This window comes from Streptococcus sp. HMSC065C01 (genome assembly GCF_001813525.1).
Taxonomy (GTDB): domain Bacteria; phylum Bacillota; class Bacilli; order Lactobacillales; family Streptococcaceae; genus Streptococcus; species Streptococcus parasanguinis_V.
In genome coordinates this window covers 1-20,754 of record NZ_KV812857.1, presented here as the reverse complement: position 1 = coordinate 20,754, position 20,754 = coordinate 1, and the positions used below count along the sequence as shown (strand labels likewise).

14 protein-coding genes and 1 pseudogene are annotated in these 20,754 nt (G+C 36.2%); 7 read left to right on the top strand and 8 right to left on the bottom strand.

Features of this window, described 5'->3' with window-relative positions; translation table 11 throughout:
• Window positions 1–9 precede the first annotated feature (9 nt).
• The 7 genes from HMPREF2918_RS05610 to HMPREF2918_RS05580 all read left to right on the top strand — a co-directional run bounded on the left by HMPREF2918_RS05610 (window position 10) and on the right by HMPREF2918_RS05580 (window position 8,468).
• Window positions 10–1,176 carry an ATP-grasp domain-containing protein gene (locus tag HMPREF2918_RS05610; protein ID WP_070594816.1) on the top strand — a complete coding sequence of 389 codons (1,167 nt, stop codon included), beginning with the start codon at window positions 10–12 and terminating at the stop codon, window positions 1,174–1,176.
• A 219-nt stretch (window positions 1,177–1,395) separates the two neighbouring features.
• On the top strand, window positions 1,396–2,364 hold the full coding sequence (locus HMPREF2918_RS05605) for a thiamine pyrophosphate-dependent dehydrogenase E1 component subunit alpha (RefSeq protein ID WP_070595079.1): 969 nt from the start codon (window positions 1,396–1,398) through the stop codon (window positions 2,362–2,364).
• 16 nt (window positions 2,365–2,380) lie between these two features.
• A complete protein-coding gene (locus HMPREF2918_RS05600) occupies window positions 2,381–3,373 on the top strand; it encodes an alpha-ketoacid dehydrogenase subunit beta (RefSeq protein ID WP_003011072.1) in 993 nt (330 codons plus the stop codon).
• Between the two features lie 333 nt (window positions 3,374–3,706).
• On the top strand, window positions 3,707–4,750 hold the full coding sequence (locus HMPREF2918_RS05595) for a dihydrolipoamide acetyltransferase (protein WP_048789010.1): 1,044 nt from the start codon (window positions 3,707–3,709) through the stop codon (window positions 4,748–4,750).
• A 41-nt stretch (window positions 4,751–4,791) separates the two neighbouring features.
• Window positions 4,792–6,498 carry a dihydrolipoyl dehydrogenase gene (lpdA, locus tag HMPREF2918_RS05590; protein WP_070594815.1) on the top strand — a complete coding sequence of 569 codons (1,707 nt, stop codon included), beginning with the start codon at window positions 4,792–4,794 and terminating at the stop codon, window positions 6,496–6,498.
• A 229-nt stretch (window positions 6,499–6,727) separates the two neighbouring features.
• Complete coding sequence (locus HMPREF2918_RS05585; protein WP_070594814.1) at window positions 6,728–7,717, top strand: lipoate--protein ligase; 990 nt, start codon at window positions 6,728–6,730, stop codon at window positions 7,715–7,717.
• A gap of 109 nt (window positions 7,718–7,826) precedes the next feature.
• Window positions 7,827–8,468 carry a hypothetical protein gene (locus HMPREF2918_RS05580; protein ID WP_070594813.1) on the top strand — a complete coding sequence of 214 codons (642 nt, stop codon included), beginning with the start codon at window positions 7,827–7,829 and terminating at the stop codon, window positions 8,466–8,468.
• A gap of 85 nt (window positions 8,469–8,553) precedes the next feature.
• Here HMPREF2918_RS05580 and xerS read toward each other — a convergent pair whose 3' ends face one another.
• The 8 genes and pseudogenes from xerS to HMPREF2918_RS11790 form a co-directional block, all read right to left on the bottom strand.
• Window positions 8,554–9,624, bottom strand: coding sequence for a tyrosine recombinase XerS (gene xerS / locus HMPREF2918_RS05575; RefSeq protein ID WP_070594812.1), 1,071 nt, complete (start codon window positions 9,622–9,624; stop codon window positions 8,554–8,556).
• Between the two features lie 321 nt (window positions 9,625–9,945).
• Window positions 9,946–12,222, bottom strand: coding sequence for a zinc-ribbon domain-containing protein (locus tag HMPREF2918_RS05570; protein WP_004252854.1), 2,277 nt, complete (start codon window positions 12,220–12,222; stop codon window positions 9,946–9,948).
• A 9-nt stretch (window positions 12,223–12,231) separates the two neighbouring features.
• Window positions 12,232–12,957 carry an MreC domain-containing protein gene (locus HMPREF2918_RS05565; RefSeq protein WP_003007349.1) on the bottom strand — a complete coding sequence of 242 codons (726 nt, stop codon included), beginning with the start codon at window positions 12,955–12,957 and terminating at the stop codon, window positions 12,232–12,234.
• Window positions 12,950–14,611: a hypothetical protein gene (locus HMPREF2918_RS05560; protein ID WP_004252853.1), complete on the bottom strand. Its 1,662-nt coding sequence runs from the start codon at window positions 14,609–14,611 to the stop codon at window positions 12,950–12,952. Before HMPREF2918_RS05560 ends, HMPREF2918_RS05565 begins: the two co-directional genes overlap by 8 nt.
• Window positions 14,608–16,461 carry a hypothetical protein gene (locus HMPREF2918_RS05555; protein ID WP_004252851.1) on the bottom strand — a complete coding sequence of 618 codons (1,854 nt, stop codon included), beginning with the start codon at window positions 16,459–16,461 and terminating at the stop codon, window positions 14,608–14,610. Before HMPREF2918_RS05555 ends, HMPREF2918_RS05560 begins: the two co-directional genes overlap by 4 nt.
• Window positions 16,462–16,473: 12 nt before the next feature.
• Entirely contained in the window at window positions 16,474–17,733 is a 1,260-nt protein-coding gene (locus HMPREF2918_RS05550) for a site-specific integrase (protein ID WP_003007331.1), read from the bottom strand.
• 1,111 nt (window positions 17,734–18,844) lie between these two features.
• A complete protein-coding gene (locus HMPREF2918_RS05545; RefSeq protein ID WP_003007328.1) occupies window positions 18,845–20,047 on the bottom strand; it encodes an Abi family protein in 1,203 nt (400 codons plus the stop codon).
• Between the two features lie 244 nt (window positions 20,048–20,291).
• Window positions 20,292–20,411 (bottom strand): annotated as a pseudogene (locus tag HMPREF2918_RS11790) (site-specific recombinase resolvase); the annotation flags it as partial.
• Window positions 20,412–20,754 lie beyond the last annotated feature (343 nt).

Here is a 20,754-nt window from a genome sequence, read left to right as displayed (position 1 = left end):
GAGACCTCAATGAATTATATCGTTATTTCACCATATTACCCACAAAACTTCCAACAATTTACAATCGAACTGGCTAATAAAGGGATCACTGTCTTGGGAATTGGTCAAGAGCCATATGAACAGTTAGATGAGCCATTGCGCAACAGCTTAACAGAATATTTCCGTGTTGAAAATTTAGAAAATCTGGACGAAGTGAAGCGTGCAGTAGCCTTTCTTTTCTACAAACACGGTCCAATCGATCGTATCGAATCCCACAATGAATACTGGTTGGAATTGGATGCGGCGCTTCGGGAGCAATTCAATGTCTTTGGTGCCAAGCCAAAAGATTTGAAGAAAACCAAGTTCAAATCCGAAATGAAGAAACTCTTCAAGAAGGCTGGAGTCCCAGTCGTTCCGGGTGCTGTGGTTAAAACAGAAAAAGACATTGATAAGGCCGTGAAGAAGATTGGGTTGCCATTGATTGCTAAGCCTGACAATGGGGTAGGAGCAGCAGCGACCTTCAAGATCGAAACAGCAGAAGATGTGGACCATTTCAAGGCAGAATGGGATGGCCATACCGAGTACTTCTTTGAGAAATTCGTCACTTCTAGCGAGATTTGTACCTTTGATGGTCTGGTCGATCGCGATGGTAATATTGTCTTCTCGACTACTTTTGACTATGCCTATACGCCACTCGATTTGATGCTCTACAAGATGGACAATTCTTATTATGTCCTCAAAGAGATGGATTCAAAATTGCGTCAATACGGGGAAGCCATTGTCAAAGCTTTTGGCATGAAGGAACGTTTCTTCCACATTGAGTTCTTCCGCGATGGGGATGACTATATTGCGATCGAGTACAATAATCGCCCTGCAGGTGGCTTTACTATCGATGTCTACAACTACGCTCACTCGATTGATTTGTACCGTGGCTATGCTGCCATCGTAGCAGGAGAAACTTTCCCAGCTTCTGAGTTTGAGCCCCTTTATTGCTTGGCAACTTCTCGTCGTGCAAATGCAGCTTATGCTCTGTCAGAGGAAGAAGTTTTGGCTAAATACCATGATCAATTCCGCGTCAAGAAAGACATGCCAGCGGCCTTTGCGGAACTTCAGGGAGATTACCTCTATATGCTTACAACACCTAGTCGTGAAGAATTGGAACAAATGATTCATGACTTTGGTCAACGCCAATCATAAGATAACGACCGGTAGGATAGGATCTTATCGGTTTTTTTATATGTATAGCAAAGGAAGAAGAGAAAAGATTGTGAAAAATTGTATTTGGATTTTAAAAAGCTTATAAAACCTTCTTCCAAGGAATAAAGTTTGTGAAATTATATGAGCATTATTTTTGACAGTGCTTTCATTTTTGGCTAGAATGAAAGAGAATGAATAAATGCTAAGAAAGGCGAAATGATGGCAACATTAGATAAAAGTCTCTTATTGAAAATGTTCCGTAAAATGGAAGAAATCCGTCGTATGGACTTAAAAATTGCACAGTTAGTAAAAAAAGGGAAAGTGCCAGGAATGACGCACTTTTCTGTTGGGGAAGAAGCAGCCAATGTTGGAGCTATGTTGGCTTTAAACGACGATGATTTGCTGACATCTAACCACCGTGGTCACGGACAAGCCATTGCTAAAGGAATCGATTTAAATGGCATGATGGCTGAGATCCTTGGTAAGTATACCGGTACTTGTAAGGGGAAAGGCGGCTCCATGCATATCGCTGACCTTGATGCAGGTAACCTTGGTGCCAACGGAATTGTTGGTGGTGGTATGGGGATTGCCGTAGGTGCAGCCCTTACTCAACAAATGCATAAGACTGGCAAGATTGTTGTCTGCTTCTTTGGGGACGGCGCAACCAACGAAGGTGTCTTCCACGAAGCGGTCAATATGGCTTCAATCTGGAATCTGCCAGTTATTTTCTACTGTATCAATAATGGTTACGGAATCTCTGCTGACATCAAGAAAATGACTAATGTGGAGCATATCCACGAACGTAGTGCTGCTTACGGCATTCCTGGAATGTTTATTCCTGATGGAAACAACGTTATCGATGTCTATGAAGGATTTAAAAAGGCTGTTGAACACGTCCGCTCTGGTAAAGGCCCTGTCTTGATTGAAAGTGTCACCTATCGTTGGCTTGGTCACTCTTCATCTGATCCTGGTAAATACCGGACCCGTGAAGAAGTAGAAGAGTGGAAGAAGAAAGATCCAATCGAAAACCTTCGCAAGTATCTCCTTGAAAATGAGATTGCGAGCGCAGAAGAATTGGATCAGATCCAAGAAGAAGTAAAAGAAGCAGTGGAAGCTTCAGTGAAATTTGCGGAAGAAAGCCCATTCCCTCCACTCGAATCAGCTTTCGAAGATATTTACGCAGACTAAGGGGGAGTAGAGAATTATGGAAACTAAATTAATGTCTTTCCGCGATACCATTATCCTTGCTATGTCTGAGGAAATGCGTCGCGATGAAAATGTATTGTTGATGGGAGAAGATGTCGGAGTTTTCGGTGGAGACTTCGGTACTTCTGTAGGGATGCTGGAAGAATTTGGACCAGAACGAGTTCGTGACTGTCCGATTTCTGAGGCTGCGATTTCAGGGGCGGCAGCTGGTGCAGCCATGACTGGCCTTCGTCCAATCGTTGATATGACCTTCATGGATTTCTCAGTAATTGCCATGGATGCTATCGTTAACCAAGCTGCTAAGACTCGCTACATGTTTGGTGGTAAAGGTCAAGTGCCGATGACCATTCGCTGTGCTGCTGGTAACGGAGTTGGATCTGCAGCTCAACACTCCCAATCCTTGGAATCATGGTTTACTCATATTCCTGGTTTGAAAGTTGTTGCTCCTGGAACTCCAGCAGATATGAAGGGACTTCTCAAGTCATCGATCCGTGATAACAACCCAGTAATCATTCTTGAGTATAAATCAGAATTCAACCAAAAAGGGGAAGTGCCAGTGGATCCAGACTATACGATTCCACTTGGTGTCGGAGAAATCAAACGCGAAGGAACTGACGTCACTGTCGTAACCTATGGAAAAATGCTTCGTCGTGTTATGCAAGCAGCTGAAGAATTGGCAGAAGAAGGCATCTCAGTAGAAGTAGTAGACCCACGGACCTTGGTCCCACTCGATAAAGAGATCATCATTAATTCTGTCAAGAAGACAGGAAAAGTAGTCCTTGTCAATGATGCCCACAAAACAAGTGGCTATATCGGTGAAATTTCAGCTATCATTTCTGAATCAGAAGCATTTGATTACTTGGATGCACCGATCCGCCGTTGTGCGGGGGAAGATGTGCCAATGCCTTACGCACAAAATCTTGAGAATGCAATGATTCCGACAGTTGAAAGCATCAAAGATGCCATTCGTAAAACGTACAATAAAGAATAGTACATAACATAAATTATGTAATGTCATTTGAATTAGACGAGGAAACTTTGTATCTTTTTAGGTACAAAGTTCTCTGCGTCCTTAATATCTTAGATTAGAGCACGGGCTAAAGTCTGGGTGAAAAAGATAAACTTTCATAGAAACTAAAGTTTCTTCGTCAAGTTTCCTATTTTCACTTTGACTTTTGACGCCCTTAGTATCTTATAACTGAATCCGGACGGAGGACTGTGAAAAAAAGATAGATTTCCTTGTGTTCATCGAACACAGCGTCAATCTCCTATTTTTTCTTTGTCCTCTGCGTCCCTGATATCTTAGTATAGAATAGGAGAGGTCATGGCTGATGATAAGCTAAGAGCGACTCCTGCGGCTAGAAAATTAGCGGATGATCTTGGGATCAACCTCTATGATGTTTCTGGTTCAGGCGCAAACGGTCGTGTCCACAAAGAAGACGTGGAAACCTATAAAGACACAAATGTGGTTCGCATTTCACCACTTGCAAAACGAATTGCTTTAGAACACAATATTGCTTGGCAAGAGATTCAAGGAACTGGTCATCGTGGTAAGATCATGAAGAAGGACGTCCTTGCTTTCCTTCCTGAAAATATTGAGAATGAGACCATTAAGTCACCGGCTCAAATCGAGAAGGTGGAAGAAGTTCCAGATAATGTGACACCTTATGGTGAGATTGAGCGGATTCCGATGACACCAATGCGCAAGGTGATCGCTCAACGGATGGTGGAATCTTACTTGACAGCACCAACCTTTACTTTGAACTATGACGTTGATATGTCTCAAATGTTGGCCCTTCGTAAGAAAGTATTGGATCCAATCATGGAAGCAACTGGCAAAAAAGTCACTGTAACAGATTTGCTTTCTCTAGCAGTTGTTAAGACCTTGATGAAACACCCATACATCAATGCGTCATTGACGGAAGATGGCAAAACCATCATCACTCACAACTATGTCAACTTGGCGATGGCAGTTGGGATGGATAATGGGCTGATGACACCGGTTGTCTATAACGCAGAAAAGATGACTTTATCAGAGTTGGTGGTAGCCTTCAAGGACGTTATCGGACGTACTTTGGATGGTAAGCTTGCTCCAAGTGAATTGCAAAACTCAACCTTTACCATTAGTAACTTAGGAATGTTTGGCGTTCAATCATTTGGACCGATTATCAACCAACCAAACTCTGCCATCCTTGGAGTTAGTGCAACGGTTGAAAAACCAGTTGTTGTAAATGGTGAAATTGTCATTCGTCCAATCATGAGCTTGGGCTTGACCATTGACCACCGCGTTGTCGATGGTATGGCTGGTGCCAAATTCATGAAAGACTTGAAAGCCTTGATTGAAGACCCGATTTCAATGTTGGTCTAATCAACGAGAGAGAATAGAAACAAGAAAAAGAGGGAAATAAAATGGCCTTAGAAGTAATTATGCCAAAAGCCGGCGTAGATATGACCGAAGGACAAATCGTCCAGTGGAATAAAAAAGTCGGCGAATTTGTAAAAGAAGGAGAAGTGCTCCTTGAAATCATGACAGACAAAGTCAGCATGGAATTGGAAGCAGAAGAAGACGGTTACTTGATCGCTATCTTGAAAGGGGACGGAGAAACTGTTCCTGTAACAGAAGTAATCGGTTACCTTGGTGAAGAAGGGGAAAATATCCCTACAGCTGGAGCAGCAGCACCAGAAGCGAGCCCAGCACCAGCTGCAGCAAGTGCTTCAAACGATGACAATAAGAGCGATGATGCTTATGATATCGTAGTGATCGGTGGTGGTCCTGCTGGTTACGTATCTGCTATCAAGGCAGCTCAATTGGGTGGTAAAGTTGCCCTTGTTGAGAAATCTGAACTTGGTGGAACTTGCTTGAACCGTGGATGTATCCCAACTAAGACTTACCTACATAATGCTGAAATCATTGAAAATATCGGTCATGCGGCAAACCGTGGGATCATCATTGACAATCCTAGCTTCACAGTGGATATGGACAAGGTTCTTGAAACTAAGAACAAGGTCGTAAATACTTTGGTTGGTGGTGTTGCAGGGCTTCTTCGTAGCTACGGAGTTGATGTTCATAAGGGTATCGGTACCATTACGAAAGATAAGAATGTTTTGGTCAATGGTTCTGAGTTACTTGAAACTAAGAAGATCATCCTTGCTGGTGGTTCAAAAGTCAGCAAGATTAACGTTCCTGGTATGGAGTCTTCTCTTGTAATGACTAGTGATGATATTTTGGATATGAATGAAGTCCCAGAAAGCCTTGTGATCATTGGTGGTGGGGTTGTCGGTATCGAACTTGGCCAAGCCTTCATGACCTTTGGTTCTAAGGTTACGGTCATCGAAATGATGGATCGCATCGTGCCAGCCATGGATGCGGAAGTTTCTAAGAACCTTCGTTTGATCCTTGAACGTAAGGGAATGACCATCTTGACTGATACGAAACTGCAAGAAATCATTGAAGAAGATGGCAAACTCCGTATCAAGGTTGAAGGCAAAGACGATATCATCGCAAACAAAGCTCTTCTTTCAATCGGTCGTGTTCCAGATCTTGAAGGAATAGGTGAAGTTGAGTTTGAATTGGATCGTGGACGGATCAAGGTTAATGAATACATGGAAACGTCTGTTCCAGGTATCTATGCGCCAGGTGATATCAACGGTACTAAGATGTTGGCCCACGCTGCCTTCCGTATGGGTGAAGTAGCGGCTGAAAATGCCCTTAAAGGAAACCACGCTGTTGCCAAATTGAACTTAACTCCTGCAGCTATCTACACACTTCCAGAAGTTGCGGCTGTTGGTTTGACAGAAGAACAAGCTCGTGAGAAATATGATGTCCAAATCGGTAAATTCAACTTTGCGGCTAACGGACGTGCCATTGCATCAGATGCGGCTCAAGGATTTGTAAAAGTCATTGCAGACAAGAAATATGGTGAAGTTCTTGGAGTTCACATCATTGGACCAGCAGCAGCTGAATTGATCAACGAAGCTTCAACTATCATTGAGATGGAAATCACTGTAGAAGAAATGCTCAAGACCATCCATGGGCACCCAACCTTCTCAGAAGTGATGTACGAAGCCTTTGCGGACGTACTTGGATTGGCAGTTCACTCACCTAAGAAGAAATAATATTATTCTTTCACTTAAATTTTCTTTAAGTAGTACGGACGGCAGCGACCTCTCATAGAGTTCCATGCCTAAAAATTGAGCCACTTGTCTCAATTTTTCCGAGAAATGTAACGAGTTATCGTTACATTTCTTTTTACTACTTCAGAAAATTTAAGTGAAATTCAACTATTTCTGTCTAATGCTCATCTTGCTATGAGTAGGATTTATAAAACGAATTTTTGGAATTACTATGAAATACATTATTAATTATTCAAACGACACTTCTTTTAATATTGCTTTAGAGGAATATGCTTTTAAACACCTTTTGGACGAGGATCAAATCTTCCTTCTTTGGATTAACAAACCATCTATTATTGTAGGACGTCACCAAAATACCATCGAGGAAATTAACCGTGACTATGTTCGTGAAAATGGAATTGAAGTAGTCCGTCGAATCAGTGGTGGCGGAGCTGTTTACCATGATTTGAACAACCTTAACTATACAATCATTTCAAAAGAAGATGAAAACAAGGCCTTTGACTTCAAGAGCTTCTCTACTCCAGTTATCAATACTTTAGCTGAACTTGGTGTTAAAGCTGAATTTACAGGCCGTAACGACTTAGAGATTGACGGTAAGAAATTCTGTGGGAATGCCCAAGCCTATATCAATGGCCGGATCATGCATCATGGTTGTCTTCTCTTTGACGTGGATTTGTCAGTCCTAGCTAACGCGCTTAAAGTGTCTAAAGATAAGTTTGAATCAAAAGGGGTAAAATCAGTCCGTGCTCGTGTGACCAATATTATCGATGAATTGCCAGAAAAAATCACGGTTGAAGAGTTCCGTGACCTACTTTTGGACTACATGAAGAAAGAATACCCTGAAATGACGGAGTACGTCTTCTCAGATAAAGAATTGGCTGAAATCAACCGGATCAAGGAAACCAAGTTCGGTACCTGGGATTGGAACTATGGAAAATCTCCTGAATACAATGTCCGTCGTGGCACAAAATTCCCAAGCGGTAAGGTTGAAATCTTCGCCAACGTCATTGAATCAAAAATCCAAGACATCAAGATCTACGGTGACTTCTTTGGTATCGAAGATGTTGCAGCAGTAGAAGAGCTTCTTCGTGGTGTTAAATATGAACGCGAAGATGTTCTTAAAGCCCTACAAACCATTAACTTAGGTCGTTACTTTGCAGGAATCACAGCAGAAGAAATTGCTGAAGCAGTGGTGGAATAAAGTAAAAGATATCCATTTAACATGGATATCTTTTATCTTAAACTTGATATTCAAAAATAATGAGAGTAGAATATAGAGGAAATCTCAACAAAAAAGGGGATCATATTCGATGATGAAAATTCCAGTGGAAAAACTTGGTCTATTTGAACAGTTAGATCGTATAGTAGTGGCTTTTTTTAGTAAGCAACAACCTTCCAGTCCTTACGATTTAAATGTCAGTATTACACAAGAACACCTTGACCAGAAAAAGCAAGAGCTAGAACCATTAGGCTATCAAGCTGTCCAACTACCATTAGGAATGGCTTTAGATAATGTCATCCAGCAACCTCATTATCAAAATTTAATCATTGGCGGACTTGCTCCCGACGAAATTATAGTTGGCAAAGAAGAATTAATGCCTTTGAAAGATATTGTGGACAGTTTTTGTATTATGTATGCTGCAGCGAATAACAGACTGGAAAATAGTAAGGCTTATGAATTAATGAAAGATAAGACGGTTTATTTTATTGGTAAACTATTTACAGATATTCCAAAAGCCGGTGATGAAATTGCTTATTTAGGAATTGATCGAATAGCGAGCGATGGTACACCATATGAAGCAGTTAAATGCTTTCTAACGGAAGAGAGTGCAGAGAAGTTCAATGGTGAAAAAAGACCGGTCACCCCTACAAACTTGGCCTATCTAAAATCATTCTGGGGAAAACCAGTCATTATTGAGCCACACCGTAATTATTGGATCGAATTTTTATAGAAAGAATAAAAGAGCGTAAGATTCGATAAAAAATCCTACGCTCTTTTTCTAACACTAAAACGTTACATAATTTATATTATGTAACTTATAAACTATCTAAGGCATTTTTCTGTTCGTCATTAACGATATGCGTATACAAGTCCGTTACCTGTGTGCTAGCATGCCCCAGCTGATGACTGACCAAAACTTGGGATTTGGTAGCATCGTAGAGACGAGTTGCAAGAGTATGGCGCAGTTTGTGGGGAGTCACACGGACTTTAAAATCTTCTGAATACTTAGCCACCATTTTTTCAACGCTAGAAGCATCAATCCGGTTTGGAACACCTCGATACAAGGTCAGAAAGAGAGCTGAATCGGTCTTTTCTGTCTTGTACCGTTTGTCTCGAATAGCGAGATATTGCTCCAGATAAGGCTTCGCAAAGGCAGCGACATTAACTGAGTCTCGTTTTCCACCTTTTCGAGTGACGTCAATCACCATCATCTTAAGGTTGAGATCTCGAAGATCTAGGTTAACTGCTTCAGAGAGACGGACACCAGAGGCAAGAAGGAGTGCGATAATGGCTAAATCACGCTCTTTATTCTTATTGAATGAAGATAAGGCGCGATTGGAGAGTGTTTGAGGGTATTCCTGATCTATATAGTTGAGGAAACCTTCTGTCTCATCACCTAAAAAGAGCTTTTGCTTAATATTTTCAGCTCGAGCAGCCAAGGTTTCTTTCTTTTTCTTGGTCGCAACCTTCTTCATGACATTGCGGTAGAAATAAGGTTCCCCATGCTCGTTTTCAACTTCCTCAGTCAAATACTTATAAAGACTAGAAAGTGCCGAAAGGGTACGGTTAATGGTTGTTTGAGAAACCCCGTTTTTCGTCGTATTGGCATTGAGCAGAGGACGTTCACGTAAGTAAAGGATAAAGGATTCCATGTCTTTCTTGGTCATGTGTTCCAGAACGTCTAAGGGAATATTGGCCATGGTGTCAGCATCTGATATACCAGATTCTAAGACCCAGGTGAAAAATCGATCGTATTCCTTTAAGTATTCGTATAAGGTCGTAAAACTATATGGAACGGCCAGTTTTGATTGGTAATATTCTAAGACGTACCAAGGCATGACTTGTTTGAGTTTATCGATACGTTCTAATAAGATCTCGCGTTTCATGTTTTTCTCCAAATCTTTCTATACTAGTAGTATAGCATAGCCAGATATATTTTTCAAGAAAATTATAGTTTTTCGGAAAGATGTTATAGGGTTTATATAGGACTGTTTTAGTTTTAAAAAAATAACCAAAAAAATTTTTTAAGCCAATTATACTCAATTATGTACTTTATTTAAGTGAACACTGGAAATTTTTTACTACTCTCAATTCAGTTGAAAATGTACTTTATTTAAGTGAAAACTAAAAAATTTTCAAATGTACATTTTGACAATAAAAAAACACTCTAATATCAATTTAATGAAATTTAGAGTGTTTTTATTTATCTATATTTTTTCAAACTGTACAAAGTGTTCTTGCTTTCTTCTGTGGCCTTTGCAAATGGAACACGACCTTTTATTGCGTTTTTTGTATGCCATTCTTTCTTTTACTTGAATTTTGTAACGGTGATTAAGATTTTCTTGACATATCCACCATACAGGCAGAATACTCAACTCTGTAATTTCAGTTGGACTTACTATCAAGGAGTTATTTAGATAATCCCACTCATTCATTAGACTTTGTTGCGTTGTTGCTAAATCGTTAAATCCTTTTAATACTTTTTGATTTCTACAGTATGGACAAGAATTTTCTCTGTAAAATTTTTCTTTAATAACTTTCTGATATTCTCCAGTACATACAGGGCATTTCCACCATGCATTATATGTTGAATTTGCCCTTACTGAAGACATTTCTTGTTTATTTAATGATGACCATTCTTTAATTAACCAAGGATGTGTTGTTTCAAGATCATTATAACCTTTTGCAGTCTTCTTAAAAGAACAATATGGACAACATTGGTCGTTTTTGTGGCGATCAGAAATTTTTGCTTTAAAACTTCTGTGACATTTTCGACAAATCCAATTGGTTAAAGCATTTGAATCATAAAAGAAGGTATCAATATCACCATTCAGTTCTTTTACCCATTCATTGTTTAAGTACGGTTTAACATAGCTTAGTGTTTCATTTGGTTTAGGAATTTTTTTATTACAGTAAGGACATATAGAATTGAGACTATTAGAATTATTGTTTGTAAACACACCTAGAACAATCCCTAATCTCTCCTGAAATTCTAAATCACAACAATCACAAATCCAATTAAATATTTTATTCTCGGTTTCTGACGATTTCGTCACCTCATCAGGTTTTTCTACATTCTTGCTACTCCAAAGGTCACACAACTCAGGATAAGTATCTGCAATTGTATTATAACCTTTTAATGCTTGTTCATCATTACAATATGGACAGCTATCTATTACTTCTTTTCTTATTGGAATTGAACAAAGGTATTCACCTTGACAAACAGAACACTTCCACCAATATTTTTTTGTTTCAATGTGGCTCAATGCTAAATGAACAGGCAATCCATTTTTATCGCTCCATTCTTCCTGTAATTTTGGGAAATTATAGAGTATATCATTGTTAAAAACAAGTGTATCCCAATCACAACGATTAGGACAAGTTTGAAAATTACTATTCTCTAAGTCGGTTCTTAAAATCATTTCAATTGGACTACAATAAAAACTGACTTTGCAGCAAGGGCATTTCCAATTTATGCATTTAGAAGACTTATACCAGTATTCAGAAATAGGTTTATCATTACTTTTATCCCAAAATTTCTCTAAATAAGGATGAGTTTCTTGTAAAGTATTATATCCTTTTAACATCAATTTATTATCACAATAAGGGCAGCCTTCAAGATGCCTTTTGACAACACTACATTCATATTGACCATGACATTTAAAACACTGCCATCTTACTAAGATGTTGGATAAACTATCAATCATATTACTTTTTACATGAGTTGGAATAAATTGCTTAAAAAGATTTCTATCTGTATGTAATAGGGGGTTCGCTTTCACTTTAATTGAGGTATCGAATGTAGCTTTACAGTTAGTACAATAGAAACTATATCTTTTGATTCTTGAAATTAGCTGATCAATAGACAACTTAAAGATATGGTCACATTTGTCGCATTTCCAATTTCTAGGGATTGTAACATTGTCACTTAACTTCAGATCATTAAACTCTACATCGTTTTGCTCCCCTGGAAGATAAATTTTCCGAAGATTAGGGTATGCTTTAGTGTAAGGTACAAAATGTGTACTTTCATTACATCCGACATGAACAAGCTCTTGATTATGTTTATTGATTAATTTAGAAGTGTTTGCTACATCTTTCCACCCAACATGACAGGTAGGACATTTGAAGTGAAATAACCTCTTTGAAGAAAAAGATAAATTATCAATCTCTTCCTGAATGGTTTCTATATTTTCATAATGAAAGTTTATGTACCTTAGAAAGTTAGGAATCCTTGCAGATATAGAGTTTTCCCCTTTTATGAACACTTTTCCAAGCTCACATACAGGACAGATTTTTGAATGATTTTGAATATTCTTATAAGATTTTGATGTACTTGCTTTCCATTCATAAGAACAGGTAGGACATTTCCAGTTAATGTGTTTTTTACTGGTAATTGTTATTTTTTCTACATCTATTTTGATATTCTTGTCAAAGTCCCAATAGTTCAATAAGGCTGGAAAATCAGTGATTAAGTCTGACATTTTCTCCTCCTAATACTTAGTCTTGTTATCCAGTAAGTCTTTTATTTCCAAAATCTTACTTTTGCTTGTTTGCTTTTCAGTATGAGTATGTTTTTCAAAAGATATTTTTGTGTCTGAAGTAATAACATTCTCACTAAGATACTTCTTAGTTACTAGTTGCTGATCAGATTTTAACAAGCCCTCTTCTTTTAACAATTCATTCGCAATATCAGGATACAAACTAGTTTTAAGAAGATTCCTTAACTTTTTGTTTTCCTCTAATAATTCTTTGTTTAACGCTGTCTGCTCCTTTATTTCAGCATTCTTTTCATTAAGTTGTGCTACCTCATTTTTCAACTCTGAAACTCTTGTTTTGAGCTTACTGGCTTCTTCCTTATATTCTATTGCTGCATCAACAACTCTTTTATAATAATTGTTAAGTTCCATCAATGCTGATTTGATTGCTTTAGGGGTTCTATTGGTCATTAAGAAACGTTCTACATCTAGAGTTTTATACGTTATAACTGTTTGATAAGTGTCGTCTTCAAATAGTTCCAATCTATCATTAAGGGCTTGTCTAAATTCTTTGTTTCTTCTAATCGTTGTGTCTGCAACCTGCGGAAATCCGTTGCTTCTAAGGTAATTTCCAAACTGTGGAATTTTGAATAGTCTAGGATTATTCGAACAATGTTCCAGTAAATAATGTTCAAATAATAATAGCAATTCTTGATTATCAATATACTTCTTTCTAGCCATTTGAGAACTCCTGTAAGGATAAATGTTTTTCAGTTAGATATTCTTGATAAGAATGACTAACTGTTTTAAGTTTTAATAATGCCTCACCAATATCTTCTATATTCCCCTTTCCTTGTCGAACTCTTTTTATAGCCTCATCTACAATTAAAGCTTCCTCGTCGATTGATTTCTTAAAGGATTTATCCATAGAGAAATAATCTTTTCCAGCTTTTCTGTAAAATGGACAACTAGTACAAGCACCAAGCTCTGCATGTGAGCTAATGACTTTAAGACAGTCTGAATAATCACCTTCCGCAAATCGAGGTGAATAACATCTGCCCTTATTATCAAGAGGAACATAGTTTTTATTAATGGTGTATTTATGTTGAGTTTTACTTATAGCGTAAGACGTTTGAGAGTTTGTTAATTTACGATAAAGCTGATAGCTCCTACATTCAATAAACTGACTCAGATTTGAAAAATAATGTGAAGATGTTGTGATACTATCATGTCCAGCTAAGAGCATTGCTGTTACTGGACTAGCTCCTTCTGCTATCAAATTGATCATTGCAATGTGTCTAGTATCTCCAATATGAATGAAATTAATCTCATGATCGTCTAATTGATTTGGGGAATTGATATGATGGACAAAATACCCATACTGTTGAGATACAATCTCATTAAAGAAATATTTTAAAATTGTATTTAAGTTACTGTACGTCAAGAAACGGTTTTTAGTACTAGCAATACGTTTCCATTTCCGATAATGAGAGTCTGTCACAAATAGGGTATCTAACTGTGTAGATGATAAGTCTTTGGTTAGCTCTAAATAATTTAAAATCTCACTCGCAAGCTTAAATGGTACTTCGTAAGTTGTTAAATAATAATCCTCTGAAATTTTATGGGATACTCCCTTGTCTTTTCCTTTTAAGTTATTTCGTCTGAGAGTTAAGTAATATTTTCCGTCTTTTTCTGTGAGACAATTTCTCTGAGTGAGCAAAAACTCCCTTGGTCTAAGTGGTACTACTGCTGTTATTTGCCACCATAAGTAAAGAGGGTAGTAAAACAATCTTTCCTCATCTAATAATGATTTAACCCAATAGTCGTTTAAAATATCATTAAATAAAAAATAGGATTGAAATTGGGCTAACTTTCGCTGTTTTTTAGTGTTCAGTTGATAACTAACATTTAAAAGTTCATCTAGTTGCTCAATCAGTTGGGTTAATTCGTTACTCTCTAAACATGGTAGTGTAGAAAGAAAATCTATACATACTGAGGGGTTGGAAATCTTCATATTTGCTAATGAGAAGGCTTCGTTCACTTTTAGTTCTCTGACTAATTTCTTTATATCTCTTAAAAAGGCTTGGAGAGTGATTAAAACATGATGTTCCATAGATAGCACTATAAAACTCTTTAAGTAGGTAACAAAATCATCAAAAGATAATTGAAATACTTGTTCATAAAACCTTTTATATTGGAATTTATTCAAGTTAAAAATGAAGCTAACGTTAGAATATTCATTAGTCGTTTCCCATTTATTTTCTTCAAAATTGGTGGTTAGAATAATCCCTTTTTCAACATAGTCTTGAAAACATTCTTTTGCGCTCTCAATCATATTGTCATCAAACAGGATAATTTCATTTACTTTACGAAATAATTTTGATTGATTATTCAACTGACTAACTCCTTAATAATATCCTCATAATCAGACAATACAGCTTCGCCATACTGTTCTGATAAAGCTTGCAACATTTCTGTAAGACATGGTTTAATCTGCTTCTCAAGAATGGCTCGAACCTTTCCTCGTTCAAGTTCATTCTTTAATTTTTGATATTGTTTATTGAGTCGATTAAACTCACCAATTAACAAAAGCAAGGTAGATTTTGTTTGTAATTCATACTGACAGCCGACGCAATGCTGACGGTCATCATAGGGACATAGTTTCCCTAGTGCAGATAAAAGACACATACTCTCTCCTTGCTTAGAAAAAGCTTCTCCGTTACCAATTCGATGACAGATCGTCAGTAATTGTTCAGGATCAACATTATTTTCAACTAGAGTTTTTAATGCTTGTTGCGAACGTGAATCAGCCCTAATACTCAATTCCAACGTTTTTTCAATTTCAATTGGCGTTAAATCTAAACTTTTAATCATTTGAGTTTGTTGGCTTGGACTTAATTTTTTATACTTTCCTCTAGTTACAATGGTCAAGAGCATAGACGGAATCATGGATAATACGCCTCGTTCAAATAGCTCTTTTGCAACCATTTCAGGTTTTAGTTGTCCGAGTTGGGCATCTTTTAGATACGTTGTTGTGGTTTGTGCAAATTCATTAAAATCCCCTTTATGGCTACGAGCTAATGCTGCTAGAAAATAACCTTTAATATTCAGTTCTGACTTTTCTTCAAGAACATCATCTGCTAACATTGCGACAGATTGTAAGTAGGACTTGTTTGCAGAACGACTACTAAAGTTACGCTCTAAAAATAAATTTCCGATTTCCTCTCCCATATAACTAGTAATCTTTTCATAAGTTTTAATTTGTCTGATCAATGGATTTTCTGCATTGTATGGTATTTGAAGTTGGAAATGTGCCTCACAGATAGCCAATAACGTTCCAATAAGAACCTGACAACTTTCTGGGACATGAAACTTTAACTGAGCAACATTAGAAGCGTTTTTGGTTTTATTAGGTGTTAAGTTTAAATAAGTCAATCTTGTTGTAATACTTAGTAAAGTCCTTCTAGCTTCACTACTACTCCAAGTTCCATCTACTACTGCTTCTAAAACTTCTAATGGTTCTCTTGTTAATTTAGGATGTCCTAATCTTTCTAAGTCTGTTGATCTTAGTGCGCAAATAAAATGTAACCCTAGATACAACCATGTATCTGCATAGTTTTTTGAATTTGCTGCTTTACACAACATATCATTTTTTATGATGTAGTTTTCGTTGAATAGGTAGTACATTAATTCAAGGTATTCATCTAATTCATACGCTCCATTTGCACTCTCAATCGTGTAACGCTTTGTCATTTCAAAACTTACTCGATAACGAGTAACGCCTTTATTGAGTAGCCATTTAATAAATTGAATGAGGATATTGCCTTGTGACTTCGTAAGAACTTCTGTTGCTACTTCTACTAAGGTCTCTACTTCAGCATCACTATATAGAAACAAATCCTTTGTTAAGTAGTATGCTAAAAAATCAAGTAGATAGAAACGATTTGTTTCACTCAGCTTTTCTTCTTCAGCAAATTGTACGAATAATTCACTTGTAGAAGGAAATTTTTTTGAAAAGATTCCTTCCATACTCTTAATTCCAGGAGGTGTTGTTAGATAGTCTTTGATGTGATTTTTAAGAACTTCAGCATCTTTTTCAGAAATAGTATAATCATCAAGATTTATAGACACACCAAACCATTCATTGTCTAGTAAGAATCCACTGACTTTCTCACGGTGTTTTATTGTAGCAGCACCTAACTCGACTAATATTCTTTCAAGATAATTTTTTAAATCTACTACCAATAGCTACTCCTTTTAATCTTCTCCAAACAATTTTTCTGCTTGCCAGTTCATATATTCAAAAACACCATTATTAACCTGACCATATTGTTTTGCAATTTCTCCTTTATTTTGTAAATAAACCCAAGCACTTTCTGGTGAATTGTCTCCTCTAGCAGACATCAGTTCACTAACTTCATTAACACCTGACAAAACCAATTGTGTGGTGTACCAGTGCCTAAAGATATGGGGTGAAATATTATTTTCTTGCAAGAGTTGACCAAAAAAGACAACCTCTGGGTCATCAGATTTAAGAAATATTGGAATCATTTCTTCGCGAATAATCTTACGAAATCGTTGATAGTACACATCGTATGACAATGCTTTCCCTTGCTTGTTAAGGCTTAATGGACCATAATCTTTCTCATACCTTTTACCTTCTAGGTAGCTCATATAGTCATTGTAGGTGTCTAAAAAGACCTCTAAGAAGATATAAGGTACAGCTTGAAGTCTTTCCTTTTTAATTCGTCCAGTTGACTTTAAATCGCTTCTAAGGGGCATTTCTTTTCGCAGATCAACCTCAATTTTAAATACTTGATTATCACTTTGGTGAAATATGATACCTGCCCCCAAAGGGCTATCTTCACGTCTTACATTACAAGCTTCTGATGGTCTTAAACCAACAAATGCTCCCAAGGCAACAGCCATAAGTAAATCCTTGTGACATTGAGCAATGTGAGCGAAGAGCATTTCAAAGGCGCTGTTTGGCATATCTCTAAAAATTGACTTCTGTGTGTTGCTATCATCAACAAATATCTCAAAATTCAGCTCTTTTCTTTTGATGACTCTGCCTCGTCTATTGGTAAACGTATTGATAGAATAAAGGTCTTTTGGCTTCAATTTAACCTTTCCTTTTCGTTCATTCAAGTATAGAGTTAAAAAATCAAGAACTGCATTTACACATTTTTCGACTGTACTTTTCTTTCTATTTTTTCTATCTTCTGGAAGTTGTCCTAAACCATAAAGCATAAAAAACTCCTTGACCATTTCTAAAGTTAGTTGATCAAGATTGTTAACCCCAACTGTTCCGTATATAAAATTCAAAAATTTAACAACGTATGAAAATCGTTTGTTTCCATCGTCTGAAATAGATTTAATCTTTGTGGCAGATTTTACATATCTATGAAAATCAGTGAATTGTAATGTGCCATCATCATGTTTGAGTGCAATCAATTGCTTTGTCACGATGTTGTTATCACCTAAAACCAGCGAATGTTTATAAACTACAAATTTCATTAATTCTCCTTGTTTATCATGACTGAAGGTTCTGACTGGCTTTTAGGATGTCAATACGCAAAAAAACGACCAAATCAGTACTGTTCTCCTTTGAGCTCTAAACTGCAAAAAGGAAATATCGATGAGTACTTTCATTGATCGTTATTATTATTTAAATTAATTCAATAATAAAAGTAACTTCATCTAAGTAATAAGAGCAATTAACTAGCTCAGCAACAACGATAACCACAGCAACTCCTTCTAAACGATGAAAGGAATATCCGCCGTGGCTATCTATATACTTTTTTTCTTTTACTTTGGTAAGTTACTTTTGTTATTTTTACTTTTTCTGTATTATATCATATTTTGATTAAATTGTCATCTGAGATAGTGATTTTAAAAAAGCTGGAAATTTTTTCAATTGTATATTTTGACAATAAAAAACACTTTAATATCAATTTAATGATTTTAGAGCGTTTTTAGCTTATTTGATTTTAAAGTTGTCGTCTATTCCTCAGAATTACTTGAAGAACAGGAAAAATTCGACAACAAAGTAAGTCGATCTATTCAGTTATAAAACCTATGAAGGTCTTTCTGCTGGAACTAGCCACTCCTACTTTGGAGATGTAGATTATACTCTTACTTATTCAACTGATAATATCCCTCATGATTTCTCCTCATGATGCGTCTGTGGGACTCAAAAGTTTTGGGAAACCTTTTGAGGATTAATTTCGTTTCACTAACAAACTCACACACTCCACATGTAGTGTTAGCTTTTTTCTATACTAATAGACGAAAGAGAAAAAAAGTGATTTTAGAATTATACTGTAGAAATAAATATTAACTTTGGTAATGACTAACTTTCTAAAATATCTTCAATAAGCGGTTCTATCCTCTGGATAATAAATCAGAAATTCTAAACTGCATGTAAACTCTATACAATTCAAGGTACTTCAGAAATCAAACATCTTCAACACTATTTTCAACTTATCTAAATAAATAAAATAAGGAGGAAAGTTTATTAACCTTCCCCCTTATGACTTTTTGAAAACCTCTTTCAAGGATTTCACGCCGTCGTGGCACTAAAATATAACTATATTATTCTATCATAACCAGCAACTTTTTGCAACACTTACTTGCCAATTCTATTAAAAAAATTTTTATTAATATCAAACTTCAATAGTAACATATTTTTTAAATAATATGATTGAATAGCTCGATCAATCCTTTTAAGAGAGAATCTATTAAAAGAATTTAAAATTTTTAAACCTTGATAAAACTTTAAAACTCTATTATTCCTTTTAGGAGTAAGTAACAAATCAGAGATAAAAAGTCTATTGATTAGAATACTATTTCCCGTCCTATATCTGGTTATGAGACCAAAGTGTGCCAATTGGTTTCTCAACTCACGCAGTATTTCACAAGCGTTAATGAATTTTTCTCGACTCCCACTAATAGAGGAATCAAATCCCATCTCACTCATAATTTTATTTTGTATAGCAATGTCTAATCCTTGGAATAAAACCAGCAAGTCATTCAACATTAGTGTATCAATAATAACCCAAAGCGGAGGATTTTTATAGCTAGAAATATATGGATATTTAATTTTACAGAAGTCTGAATAAGATAATTCAAAAAATCTTCCCTCTATGTTATTAATTTGAATCGTCACATTCATAGAACCGTTTAATGAAGAAATATTACTAGGAGTATTAGAAGCTTTTATTGAAAATCTCCCTCGATATTGATTTATTTTAAGGTCATCAACTATTCCATCAAAATCACCTTCTAGGTTGTAATATACATCTCCGTTACGAGTATGAGAGGTACTAATTTTACCTGTAAACATTACATCTTTAATCTTGGCAGAAATAGTATGCACTCTAAAAAAAGAATGCGTTTTTTTATTATCTCCATGAGTATAAAAATACTCTGTAAAAGAATTTCGATTGTGTGCTATCGGTAGCACATAACAATTGATATCTAAATACTTTAAGTTAGAAGCAATACCATTATTGCAATGAACTTTTGAAAATTCGTATGCAATTCTCGACTTCAGTTCAACCTCAATCTTTTCGATTTCTTGAAATAGGTACTTAGCTATATTTCTATCTAATGTGTATATTCTCTCAAAATCTTTAAAAGAGACTCTTTTCATATATTTTTTAGGGTTAGAGGTCTCCAAAAAAATAGTTTCAAAACCATTTATAGAATTAAAATAATTTTTCTGCTGAATAAAACTTACCATCCCTGGCTCATCGGTAATCTTCAAATTCCTGCCCCGTTGAATCAAAATCTGCTCTTCAATAGTTTTAAACGCTTTTTCTCTAGTCATATTTTATTATCCATCTGCAATATCTTTGATTATATTATATTTTCGAAAATATAACTATCAAATATAAAAGCCTTAATAGTTATTTTTCTTGTTTACTTTCAAAGTCATTCAACAATTTCAGTATACCACAAAAACGCAAATTAGGCTGTAACGAAAATGTTTTCCAGCTGTTATTACAGCCTTTCTTTTTCTATAACTGTACCTCAGTTCCCTCTGTGAAGGGTACTCTAATTTTCCTATCCTCTTAAATGCTGATGTGGTCTAGAAGTTGATTCATCATAACTCATTCAAATTTATCTAAATCTAGTATCTGATACATCTGCTTAGCATAGTCCTTATGAAGAAGATTTGTTGCTTGCTCTAGCAAAATAAAAATTACTTGATACCTCTAATCACGTACCTCTCATCATAGATTTTATAAATTACAAATAATCGTAATCCACCTACTTGTCGTCACGATGCAAACCGCTATATATTATCAGCTACTGATCCTTTTTAAACGTTGGATAGAATTTGTTTATATAGGAGGTGAAAGTTTTGACATCAATGCTACAGCCCCGTTATAATGCATCTGTGGGACTCAAAAGGTTTGGGAGTTCAAAGCTCCACTGGAGCTTTGAAATAAAAAAGCGAGAGATTTAGCTACGTTTCACTAACAAACTTACACACTCAACATGTGCTGAGAGCTTTCTTCTATACTAATAGAC